Source organism: Enorma phocaeensis, from assembly GCF_016901575.1.
Lineage (GTDB): Bacteria > Actinomycetota > Coriobacteriia > Coriobacteriales > Coriobacteriaceae > Limicola > Limicola phocaeensis_A.
Map to the genome: position 1 here is coordinate 1 of NZ_JACJKQ010000008.1, position 12,143 is coordinate 12,143.

At 63.1% G+C, this 12,143-nt stretch carries 8 protein-coding genes; 7 read left to right on the forward strand and 1 reads right to left on the reverse strand.

From position 1 onward, the window contains the following. Positions 1–197 precede the first annotated feature (197 nt). From acpS to H6A15_RS05910, 7 genes are all read left to right on the forward strand, one after another. The gene (acpS, locus tag H6A15_RS05880; RefSeq protein WP_204672828.1) at positions 198–761 is read left to right on the forward strand and encodes a holo-ACP synthase; all 564 of its coding nucleotides are present in this window, start codon (positions 198–200) and stop codon (positions 759–761) included. Next, the gene (locus H6A15_RS05885) at positions 739–2,352 is read left to right on the forward strand and encodes an NAD(P)H-hydrate dehydratase (RefSeq protein WP_204672829.1); all 1,614 of its coding nucleotides are present in this window, start codon (positions 739–741) and stop codon (positions 2,350–2,352) included. The genes acpS and H6A15_RS05885 overlap by 23 nt, the downstream gene beginning before the upstream one ends. A 4-nt stretch (positions 2,353–2,356) precedes the next feature. Further along, entirely contained in the window at positions 2,357–3,511 is a 1,155-nt protein-coding gene (alr, locus tag H6A15_RS05890; protein ID WP_204672830.1) for an alanine racemase, read from the forward strand. Positions 3,512–3,520: 9 nt separating this feature from the next. Then, positions 3,521–4,207: a uracil-DNA glycosylase gene (locus H6A15_RS05895; protein WP_239462402.1), complete on the forward strand. Its 687-nt coding sequence runs from the start codon at positions 3,521–3,523 to the stop codon at positions 4,205–4,207. Positions 4,208–4,209: 2 nt separating this feature from the next. Further along, complete coding sequence (gene tsaE, locus H6A15_RS05900; protein WP_204672831.1) at positions 4,210–4,731, forward strand: tRNA (adenosine(37)-N6)-threonylcarbamoyltransferase complex ATPase subunit type 1 TsaE; 522 nt, start codon at positions 4,210–4,212, stop codon at positions 4,729–4,731. 48 nt (positions 4,732–4,779) lie between these two features. After that, positions 4,780–7,200, forward strand: coding sequence for a tRNA (adenosine(37)-N6)-threonylcarbamoyltransferase complex transferase subunit TsaD (tsaD, locus tag H6A15_RS05905; protein ID WP_204672832.1), 2,421 nt, complete (start codon positions 4,780–4,782; stop codon positions 7,198–7,200). 426 nt (positions 7,201–7,626) lie between these two features. Continuing rightward, entirely contained in the window at positions 7,627–9,474 is a 1,848-nt protein-coding gene (locus tag H6A15_RS05910) for a carbon starvation CstA family protein (protein WP_204672833.1), read from the forward strand. A gap of 369 nt (positions 9,475–9,843) precedes the next feature. Here the strand turns inward: H6A15_RS05910 and H6A15_RS05915 are convergent, their stop codons facing one another. Next, positions 9,844–11,817 (reverse strand): BglG family transcription antiterminator, encoded by a 1,974-nt coding sequence (locus H6A15_RS05915; protein ID WP_204672834.1) that lies wholly within the window; start codon positions 11,815–11,817, stop codon positions 9,844–9,846. Positions 11,818–12,143: the final 326 nt, after the last annotated feature.

The window sequence follows — 12,143 nt, forward strand, 5'->3', positions numbered from 1 at the left end:
GGAGGGCAGGGCGCCGCTGGCCGGTGGGCGGCACCGGGCCGGGAGGCCCCCGAGGGGGCCGTCGGAGGGGCCCCGGGCCCCTTTTTTCATGCCGGGGCGGGGCGCCCCGGGGTTTTGAATGCTTTTATTCGTCTTGACGCTACAATAGATTTCGTTTGAGTCTCTTTCCCGTGCGTTAGACGTCTGGAGGTGTTCGTATGGCGCAGGCTGGCATCGGCGTTGATATCGTTGAAATTCCTCGCATGGAGGCCATTCTCGAGCGTACCCCTTCGTTTGCTTCTCGCATGTTCACCGAAGAGGAGCGTGCGTATTGTGATGCCTCATCTCGTCCTGCCGCTCATTATGCTGCCCGTTTTGCTGCCCGTGAGGCTGTGCTCAAGGCGCTTGGCATAGGGTTTGGACCAGGCGTTGGACGAAAAGATGTCTCTGTCACTCGTGATTCTCGTGGTCGTCCGCAAGCTGTCTTAGCTGGTGGCGCCCTTAAGGCGGCTCAGGAGGCAGGCATAGTCGAGGTCGCCCTTTCACTCTCTTTGACGAGTGGGCTCGCTGTTGCCAATGCAATGGCCATGACCAGCGACACGCGTCCAAAGCCAAAGGAGTCTCCGCTTGACGAGCGGGCTCGTATCGCCCTATCTTTTCGCGAGGCGCGCACGGTGCTCGATGAGCTTGAACGTGCCCAAGATAACGGTCTGGTTGCAGATGCGGCGTCGGATGATGGCCGCACAGTGAGGGGTGACGATGAAACCGGTTCTCAGCACTGATGAAGTCGTTCGGCTTGAGGACATCATCGAAAAAGAAGGTACCTCGAAAGCTGAGTTGATGGAGCTCGCCGGCGAGTTTGTCGCGCAAGAGGTCGAACGCCTCAAGCCGCGTCATGTCTTGATTCTCACCGGTTTTGGCAACAACGGCGGTGATGGCTGGGTGGCGGCCGACGTGCTCTCGCAGAAGGGCATTTCGGTTGATGTCGTCACTCCGGTCGAGCCTGACGAGATTCCTGCCGTTCTTGCGCGCCATGTGGCCCGCAGGACGGCGGCTCGTGACGTCAGCCTGTATGTGGGCCCCTCGCGCGATGAGCTTTCCGCCCTCCTGGAAAAGGCCGATGTCGTCGTCGACGCCATTTTGGGAACGGGGTTCCACGGCAGCTTGCGCTCCCCGTTCTCCATATGGATTCGCACTGTGAACGACGCCTCGCCTGTCGTAGTCTCGGTCGATGTGCCCTCGGGCCTGGATGCTCGGACGGGGCATGTAGAAGACGACTGCATTCGCGCGGATCGCACCGTGACCATGCTCGCACCGAAGATCGGCCTCTACAGCGGCGATGGCCCTGAGTATGTGGGAGAGCTCGTCTGTGGCGAGCTCTATGAGAAAATGGACGAGGTTATCGGCGACGTCGAGCATGCCGCTGAGATTGTCGAGCCTGCAGACATCGTTGATTATCTCCAGCACCTCCCGGCAAATGTGGACAAGTATTCCCGCGGTTCCGTATTGGTTGTGGCGGGCTCTACGCAGTATCCGGGCGCGGCCATCATGGCCGCCAAGTCGGCGGCGCGTGCCGGTGCGGGATATGTCTGCGTTGCGGCTCCCGAGCCTTGTGCCAACATCATTCGACTCGCACTCCCCTCAATTCCTGTTGTCGGCATCCCGTACGATTCGCGAGGGTCGTTCGGAGCTGCCGCGCGAAGTGCGGTGTGCGACCTTGCTAAGAAATATAGCTGCGTTCTCTGCGGTCCTGGCATGACGGTGTCCGCCGGCGGCATGGATGTCGCGCTCGGGCTGCTCGAGCTCGACGTGCCCCTCATCCTCGATGCCGATGCCCTGAACTGTTTGGCAAAGGCCTCGATCGGGGGAATCGACCAGACGCCCGAGATGTATCGTCGCGAGGCGCCCCTTATCATGACGCCGCACTATCGTGAGCTGTCTCGACTGGTGGGTGGCGACGAGGTGAGCGACCTGGTGTCCGCCATCGATGCCGCGCAGAAGATTGTCTGGGCCGCCGGTTCGGACAACCTCGTGGTCGTTGCAAAGGGCCCCACTACGGCCGTCGTGGGGGTGGAGAAAGTGCTTCTACCCATGTCTGGACCAGCGTCCCTTGCGACCGCCGGCTCGGGAGATGTGCTTGCTGGCATTCTGGCGGGGTCTATGGCCTTGTGGGCAGATCAGGTCGATATCTGGGAGCTGCTGGTCTCGTACGCCGTGGCGATTCATTCTTATACGGGTTTTGCCGCGGCCGAGGAATACGGCGAGAAGAGCGTCATCGCTACCGATCTCATCGACCTCATCGGTCCCGCGATGCACCTTGCTGGTGACGAGGCCCTGCGTAGCTTGGGCCTCCTTGATGGCGAGGGGGCGTGATCGCATGGCAGGAAGCAGCCGCCGGCCATTGACCAGGTGGGCATGGGTCGAGATTGATCGCGGCGCCCTGAGGCGAAATACCCGAGCGTTTAAGAACTTGCTCGGACCGCGGCAGAAGCTTTGCTGCGTGGTCAAAGCCGACGCCTACGGGCACGGTGCGATTGAGTGCGCAAAAGTTATGCAGTCCACGGGCGCCGACATGTTTGCCGTCGCCACGGTCGACGAGGGCGTGCATCTGCGCGAGGGCGGCATCAACGCGCCGATCCTGGTGCTATCCGAGCCCCCGCTCGAGACGATTCCCATGCTGCTTGAGCATCGCATCATGCCGTCTGTCTATACGTCCGATTTCGCGCTGGCGTATGGTGAATACGCCGTGCAGGCGGGTACGGTGGGCAGGTACCACCTTGCCATCGAAACGGGCATGAACCGCATCGGCGTCCACTATACCGAGGTGCTGGATTTTCGTCGCAGCATCGATTTTCATCGCGGAATTGTGTGCGACGGCGTGTTCACGCATTTCGCGACCGCCGACGACATCGACGGCTGGGACTATAAGCTTCAGCGTCGACGCTTTGACGAGGCCGTGGCGGCACTTCGAGATGCGGGGATGGAGTGCGGCGTGGTCCACTGCGACAACACGCCCGCATCGATCCTCGATCCGGAGTCGCATCACGACATGATTCGTGCAGGCATTGGCCTATATGGCTTGCAGCCCTGTGACGCGACGCGCTCGCGTCTTGCGCTCGAGCCGGTCATGAGTGTCAAGGCCCGCGTCACCCGCACGACGCATCCTGCCATGGGGGAGGGCGTGGGATATGGATTTACCTATCGTGTCCCGCGCACGACGGTGCAGATCTGCACCCTGCCCATCGGCTATGCCGACGGCCTTTCTCGTACGCTCTCGAACCGCATGGACGTGCTGTATCGTGGCGAGCGCATGCGGCAGGTGGGCAATATCTGCATGGATCAGTGCATGGTCGCCGTCCAGCAGACCCCCATCCATCAGATTCGCGAGGCCGAATACGGCGACGAGATGACGATCGTGGGCCGTGACGGCGATGAAGAGATCACCATGGACGAAATGGCACAGCTGCGCGGAACCATCAACTACGAAGTCGCCTGCGGGTTTGGCATGCGGCTTGAAAAGGTCTATCGATAAGGAGCCGCCATGGGTGTCATGCATATTCCGGGACATACGCATCAGGCCCCACGTGAGGTGAGCCTCGAGGAGATTCGTGCCGTATTGGGCGACTGCCGCCTATGCGAGCTCTGCCAGACGCGTACAAACATCGTATTCGGCGTCGGCAACCCCCATGCGCGGGTGATGTTTGTGGGCGAGGCACCCGGTAGAAACGAAGACCTGCAGGGAGAGCCGTTTGTGGGGCGCGCCGGAGAGAATTTGAACGGCGTGCTGTCTTTGGCGGGACTCACGCGGCAGGAGATCTATATCGCCAACGTACTGAAGTGTCGCCCGCCGGGAAATCGCGATCCAAAGGCGGACGAGGTGCTTGCCTGCGCCCCGTTCTTGCGCGAGCAGATTCGGAGCATCTGGCCCGACGTGATCGTCACGATGGGCAATCCTGCGACGCACTTCGTGCTCAAGACCGAGACGGGCATCACCAGGCTGCGCGGCAGGTTTCACCAGATGGGCCACTTCGTGGTCATGCCCACCTTCCATCCGGCGGCTGCGCTGCGCAATCCGGCGTGGCAGCAGCTGCTTGAAGAGGATTTCCGCATGCTGGGGGACTATCTGGCGCGTCATCCCGCCGCGGAGCCTGCGGGCGCGCTCGGCGTAACGGGGGCTCCCGCGGCATCGGCGGGGTCGTCAGAGGCGCTTCCCACCGTTGGTGAGTAGCCATGGCGCTGACGAGGGAAGGATGCTGCCGCTACCATAGCCAGGGACAGCAGGATACAGAATATCTGGGCGAAGTCATGTCGACGGCGCTCGTAGACGGAGACGTGCTCGTGCTCACCGGCGGGCTCGGGGTGGGGAAGACTCACCTTACCAAGGGCGTCGCGCGCGGACTTGGCGATGGGCATCCGGTGACGAGTCCCACCTTTGCTCTCATGGCGGTCCATGACGGAGGGCGAATCCCGCTGTTTCACTTCGACCTCTACCGTCTGGAGCATGCGTACGAGCTTGAAGATACCGGCATTTTTGATGTGCTGGGCTACGAAGGCGCCTGTCTGCTTGAATGGGGAGAGCAGTTCCAAGACGAGCTGACCGACGAATATCTGTCGGTGACGATATCGCGCATCGAGGGCGAGCCGGACGAGCGCGCAATCGAGCTCGTCGCACATGGCGCGCGCCCCGCAGAGCTTGCGCGGGCCATAGATGGCGCCGTGTGCGACGCGCTCGGCATCGCCTGCGAGGGCTGAGCCCGCACAATCGCATCAGACAGGCAGGGTAAGGGAGAGGAACAAGCGATGGCAGAACGGCGCGACAGCATGGTTGTTGTGGCGGTCGACACCTCGACGGATATGTTGGCGTGCGGCGTGGGCCGCGTGACGGGCGCTCCAGAGGGGGGTCTGGAGATGCTGTCGTCAGGAGACCATCTGTGTCGGCGCCATGCAAACGTTGAGCTTGTAAACACGGTCGATGCCGCGCTGAAAGGTGCAGCTCTCACGATCGATGACGTCGACGCCCTCTTGGTGGGGCGTGGGCCCGGGTCGTTCACGGGCGTTCGAATTGGCATTTCGACGGCAAAGGGCATGGCGCGAGGCGCAGACCTTCCGCTATTTGGCGTTTCAACCTTGGATGCCACGGCGTGGACGGCATGGCGCGCAGGGACGCGGGGTCTGCTCGGGGTGGCCGCAGATGCCATGCGCGGCGAGGTCTACCCGGCTGTCTATCGCCTGGACGATGCGGGGGCGCACCGCCTCTTCGACCGCGAGCGAGTTGTCAAGGCTGCCGTCGCCGTTGCTGGGTGGGGCGAGCGTCCCGACGCGGCAGAGCTGCAGCTGACCGGAGACGGGCTCGTGCGTCATGGAGCCCTCTTCGAGGGCGCCGGGCTCATGGGGCGGGCGCTCGACCGCGAGTTGTGGTGGCCGACGGGCGAGGGCTTGCTTCTAGCGTGGGCGGCGTCTCATGGGAGGACGGGCGGCGCGGGCGAAGACGGCGACCCGGCGCTCGTGCTCCCCATCTATACGCGCCTCTCTGATGCCGAGGAGAACGAGCGCAAGCGGCTTGGACTCGAGCAGAGCCCCGCGAGCGAAGTGACCGGCGTCGCCGACGAGCTCGCCGGGCGACACCTTCAGCTGCGTCCCATGGGGCCTGCCGATGCCGAGGCGGCGTCAGCGCTCGAGCAGACGTGCTTCGAAGGGTCCGGCCATACGGCATGGACGCCTTCGCAGTTCCTTTCAGAATTTGCCGCCGATGTCGCGGTGCCGCGCTCCTGGTGGGTCGCCCACGACGACGGCGAGCTTGTCGGCGTGGCGGGCGGCATGATGGTCGAGCACGACCTGCAGGTGCTCGACGTCGCGGTGGCGCCCTCGCGCCGTCGCGAGGGAATCGCGCGCAAGCTGCTCTCGCATGTGAGCTATGATGCGCAGATGCTGGGATGCACCACGGCTTCTCTTGAGGTCGAGGCTGAAAACGAGCCTGCGCGCCTGCTCTATGAGGCGCTTGGATTTGCCCGGGTGGGCGTGCGCCGCGGCTATTATGGCGCCGGTCGCGACGCCCTGATCATGTCGGCCCAGCTGCCCCTCGTCCTGCCCCTCGACGCCTCCTCGCCCGAGCCCACCGCCGCGTCGCGTCGCGCATGGCCTCTTCCTGCGCCTCGGCGTACGGATGAGGAGCGATCCGAGATCGCCTCCCGTAGGCTTGTGCTTGCCATCGAGAGCTCGTGCGATGAGACGGCGGTCGCCATCATCGATGCCGAGGGCAATCTGTTGGCGAACCAAGTGTCGACCCAGATCGATTTCCATGCGCGCTTTGGCGGCGTGGTTCCCGAAATCGCATCGCGCAAACATGTCGAGGTCATCGTGGGCGTGGTCGATGCCGCGCTTGAGGAGGCGACGTCGGCGTTGGGGCTCGGCGGTGGCGCGCTCGCGCCCGGAGAGCTCGCGGCGGTCGGCGTGACCCAGGGCCCCGGCTTGGTTGGCGCGCTCGTGGTGGGCGTCGCCTTTGCCAAGGGCCTGGCCTGGGCGGCTGGGGTCCCGCTTATCGCGGTCAACCATCTCGAGGGCCACCTCTATGCGAATCTGCTTACAACGCCCGACCTCAAGCCTCCGTTCATCTTTACGCTCGTGTCCGGCGGTCACACCATGCTCGTGCACGTGAAGGCCTGGGGCGCCTACGAGGTGCTGGGCGAGACGCTGGACGACGCGGTGGGCGAGGCGTTTGACAAGGTCGCGAAGGCGCTGGGGCTCGGCTATCCCGGCGGCCCGATTATCTCTCGCCTGGCAGAGACCGGAAACCCCCACGCCATCGAATTCCCCCGTGCGCTCAACCGCAAGGGTGACTACCGCTTCTCGCTGTCAGGTTTGAAGACGGCGGTGGTCACCTATATCGAGCAGGAGACTGCTGCCGGCAGAGCCATCCATCTTCCCGATCTTGCGGCGTCCTTTGAGGCGGCGGTGTTTGACGTGCAGTACAAGAAGGCGCGCAACGCCCTGCGAGAGACGGGTGCTCGCGAGTACTGCATCGGGGGCGGCGTGGCGGCAAATCCCCACCTGCGAGCGATGATGGTCAAGAAGCTCGGGCGCCAGGGCATTCGGGTGACAGTTCCTCCTCAAAATGCGTGTACCGACAACGCCGCCATGATTGCCGAGGTCGCGCGCCGCAAGCTCGCCGAAGGCGACTTTGCCCGCTTCGACATCGACGCCGATCCCAATATGACGCTGTAGGAGCCGCTCCGTCTCGGACACGGACAAGTATTGAGGGGCGAGCCGTATGCATATGGGTGGCCTCCGAGCATGGGGGCGGCCCATACCGCATCGCAGGTTTGCGGGCATCTTGCTGAAGCCTGGCAACAGAGACGTAACAAAGTTGACTCCACTACGATAAAGTCGCACAATGCCCCTTGGCCTTACAGGGGATGCGGCGCGTCCGCATCGCAACGTGAATGACAGAGGAGCCAACACATGAGCCTGCTATCGATTATCGCGATTGAGATTATTACCAAGCGCGGGTAGCGGGAGCGCCGCCCGCGCTGATGGCGGGCGGCCCATGACGTTGCTTTTGTAGAGGGCCGTCGACGGTGAGCGACGGTCCTCGTTTTATATCTGGCCGTCTCGCCTGGCCTGCTCCCTGTGGTTCGGAAAGGGATGAGTATGAACGGAATGGTGATCGTTGTAGTCGCGGCGGCGGTGCTCGCCGTCGGCTACGTGGCGTACGGTCGGTGGCTCGCCAAGACATGGGGCATCGATCGCGAGGCGCTCACGCCTGCAAAGCGCATGATGGACGGGAAGAACTTCTCGCCTGCATCCTGCTTCACGGCGTTTTCGCATCAGTTCTCTTCCATCTGCGGCGCTGGCCCCGTGACGGGCACCATCGCCGCGATGATGTTCGGCTGGCTGCCGGTGCTGCTGTGGGTGCTCGTGGGCGGCATCTTCTTCGGCGCCGTGCACGACTTCGGGGCGCTGTATGCAAGCGTGAAGAACAACGGCAAGTCGCTCGCCCAGCTCATCGAGAAGTACATCGGGCGCACCGGCCGCAGGCTGTTCCTGCTCTTTAGCTGGCTTTTCACCATCATCGTGATCGCGGCCTTCGTGGACATGGTGGCAGGGACGTTCCGCGTGATTCCCGACGCGGCGGGCGCGGCCGACTACGCCGCCTCCTATGCCGGCGGCACGGCGGGAACCATCTCGATCCTCTTCACCTTCGTCGCCATCGCATTCGGCTGGATCTGCCGCCGCTTCAAGCTTTCGGGCGTGCGCGAGCTGGCGCTTGCAGTGGTGCTGTTCGTGCTCATGTTCGCCGTCGGCATGCAGTTCCCGGTATACCTGGATAAGAACGGCTGGTTTGCCGTCATCGTGGTCTACCTCCTGTTTGCGGCCGCCATGCCCATCCAGACGCTCAAGCAGCCGCGCGACTATCTGACGAGCATCATGATGATCGTCATGATCGTGTGCGCCGTCGTGGGAATCTTCGTGCTCGGCACCGCCGGCGAGGCCCAGATGACCGCTCCCATGGTTGCCGACATCTCCGCGCTTGCGGAGGGCGGAAGCTATCTGTTCCCGCTCCTGTTTGTGTCGGTCGCGTGCGGCGCCCTTTCTGGATTCCATAGCCTTGTGTCCACCAACACCTCGTCCAAGCAGGTCGAGAAGGAGCAGGACATGCTTCCGGTGGGCTACGGAGCCATGGTGCTCGAGTCCTTTGTGGGCGTGCTTGCCATCGTTGTCGCGGCAATCATGTTCTCGGACCTCAACACCGCCGGCACGGGAGCCTTGAACAACGGCGTCGCGGCGACCCCGTTCTCCATCTTCTCGCAGGGCGTCGCACGCGGCATGACCGCCTTCGGAGTCGATTCCACGCTTGCCACGGTATTCATGACCATGTGTGTGTCGGCTCTGGCGCTCACCTCGGTAGACGCCGTTGCGCGCATCGGCCGCCTGTCCTTCCAGGAGTTCTTTGCCACCACGAACGACGCCGCTGAGGAGGCCGGTGCCGGTGCGACCGGTGCGGTCAAGGTGCTTTCCAATACCTGGGTCGCCACGGTGCTCACCCTGGCCCTTGGCCTGGCGCTTGCCTTTGGCGGGTACAACAATATCTGGCCGCTCTTTGGAGCCTCAAACCAGCTGCTCGGCGGCATGACGATGATCACGCTCGCCGTGTTCTGCAAGTGCACTGGTCGCCGCGGCTTTATGCTGTACGTTCCGGTCGTGTTCCTGCTGGTGTGCACGTTTACCTCGCTCGTTCAAAGCACGTTGGGATGCATCGCGGCCCTTCAGGCATCTGGCGCCGCGGTTATCGCCACCTCGGGCCTGCAGCTCGTCTTTGCCATCCTGCTCATGGTGCTCGGCGTGATCGTGGCCTATAGCTGCCTGAAGGAGTTCTTTACCAAAGAGTCCGGCTCGCTTCCTGACGAAGAGCCCGAGTGGTCGCAGGAGGGTCGTGCCCGCTACGGGCACGGAGACCCCGTCGAGGCCCCTTCTGATGGTGTGAAGGTTCGCGGGTAAGCTTCCGTCTTTCCGATTCATGCGTCGGGCTGCAAGGAGGTGCCGAAGGCGGCCGCGCCGCAGCCGACTTCGGCACCTCGCGGCAAGGGGCATGCGTCTCTTATGGGTTTGGCCGCCCCGGCCGGCAGCACGCCGGTCGGGGCGGCAGCCATATCTGGGCATCGGGCGGCCGACGTGCCCGCAACATCGGGGCGCGCTCTTCACTCATTTCGGTTTTATGCAGATTGTTTCTAACATTCCGAGTAGACTCCGTATTTAGGCTCTTGCGACCTGCGGTTTTATTCTCAAAAAAGCGGGTCTACTCACGGGGTCCGGAAAAATCTGCATAAAACCGAAGCGAATGGATTTCGGGCCCGTGACAGGCGTCTCCTAGCGGTATGTGGCGGCGTTCAGCGAGGCGTTGTCGAGCGCGGCGAGGAGCTCCTCAAAGGTGCGGCAGCGAACGATTTCGTGCTGCAGGTCCTCGTTGTTGGCGATCTTGACGATGAGGTCGTAGAGAAGCTCGATCTGGTCGGACATCTGCGGCTTCATGGAAAGCAGGAAGACGATCCTCACGTCCTCATCGGAATCCCCTTCCGGCCCCTCGCCGCTCCAGGTGATGCCCTGGCCAAGGACCGCCACGGCGACATGGGTCTCCGTGGAGCAGAGGCGGATGGGGTGGGGGATGGCGACGCACTTGCCGATGGCGGTGGTGGAGAGCGCCTCGCGCTCCAGCACCAGGTCGAAGAGGTGCTCGTCGACCGTGTGAGTGGCCACGATAGACGAGCACATGCGTCGAAGCAGCTCGTCGCGCGAGACGGGCTGCTTTTCAAAGAAAAACATCTCCTTGTCGAAGATGCCTTCCAAGCGACGGGAGATGCCGACCGCCTTCTCCTCGAGCCAGTGGGTGATGAGTTTCACATCGTCCTCGAGCAGGCGGAAGTCGACGGTGATCGACGGGATGCGGGAATCCTTGATCGATGAGGTGGTGAGGATGAGGTCGGTGCCGTCGAGGGCGCTGTCCTCAAGCAGGATGAGCTCCTGGCGGGAGAGGCAGCGCTTGACGCTCAGCTTGTTGTTGAAGAGCAGCTCGACGCGGGTCTGCATGACCTGCTGGGCGGCCTTGCCGGCATCGCAGCAGATGAGCACGTTGAGACGGGTGTCGTAGGCGGACTTGCGGCGCTCGATGGCCGCTCCGATGTGCAGCGCGATATAGCTGATGTCGTCTTCGTTGAGCGCATAGATCGGGTCGCACAGGACCTCGTTGCATACCGACAGCGCCACCTCAAAGGCCAGCGGGAAGCTCTCCTTGACGGTCTTGAGCAGGGGATTGTTCTGACCGGGCTGGTTGCCGCTGCGCGACTCATAGATGGACTTCAGGTGCTCATAGATGCCGTGGCGCAACACGTTGTCGTAGGAGAGGTCAAAGCCGTAGCCGCGGCGGATAGCCTCGATGATGCCGTCGGTGAGCGCCTGCAGGCGCTTGGGATCCACCGAGCGGGTGGCGATGTTGGAGTATGAGATGAGCAGCGGGTGCAGCCAGCATTTCTCGGCGGCGGGCACCGTGACGCCGAGCAGGCTCTGGATGCCCGAGATGATGGCGTCCGCGGTCTCGCAGATCTCTGCGGGCGGCTCGGCGAGCACGCTCGCCTCGATGATGTTGCCGCTCTTCACGCGCTTCGCCATGAGCAGCACGTTGAGCAGCAGCGAAGTGAAGCCGTAGTCGCTCGCGGTGACGCCGGAGCTCGAGAGGGCCTCGGCGAGCATCTTTTCGACCGGCTTGACGTCGATGCCGGCGAAGATCCGCAGCGCGTCGCGCCCGATGCGCCGTCCCCGCTCCTCCTGCGATTTCATGATGATCTCGTTCATGTAGCACAGGCGCTTGTCGTGCTCGGAGCCAAAGACGCGGACGCCCTTCATGCGGTTGGTGACGCACTCGAGTCCATAGCGCTCGAAGACGATGCGCACGTCGCGGATGTAGCCCTGGGCGGTGCTCTCGCTCACGAGGGCGGCGTTGGCGATGTCGGTCGAGGAGACGTGGCCGTTGGCGTCAAGCAGGATGGACATGACGGCGCGCAGGCGGTCGGTCGAGGACGACAGGTCGTAGGTCTCTCGGCTGCTCTCGCTCTTGTTGGAGACAAAGGCCTGGTAGGCGTCCTCGTCGAGGACCTCCACGTGGTAGCCCACGCCGCGCTTCAGCAGCACGCGGGCGCCGTGGCGCTCGAGGACGGCATTGATGGACGAGATGTCGTTGCGGATGGTGCGGTCGGTTACGCCAAAGGTCGTGGCGAGCTTGCTCACGGGCGTGTACGGGACGTTCCTGATCAGCGAAAACTCCCGGTCCAGCCTGTCAAACCCAAACATGTCCGCCCCTTTATCCGCCTGCGGCCGCGCGGCGCAAGCGCCGATGTGTCCATAATAAGTATTTCAGCATAGTAACGTAGATTTCCCTATCGCTCCGATTTTCTTTTAGAAGCGGAAAACCTTGCGTCATGGGTTTCCGGCATTTCCGGATAAAGCGGAAGCGCGCCGGCGCCGCATCTTCTGCCGCTTCCGATTCAAATCGGAAGTGCGGTTTCCGGAAGCCGTCCGGATTTCTTTTCCAACCGGAAGACGCCCCCGGCGGGTTTGCCCGCGGCCGCCCGTAGAATCTTTGGGCGAACAGGAGGCGAACCCACGAGGGGAGGAAG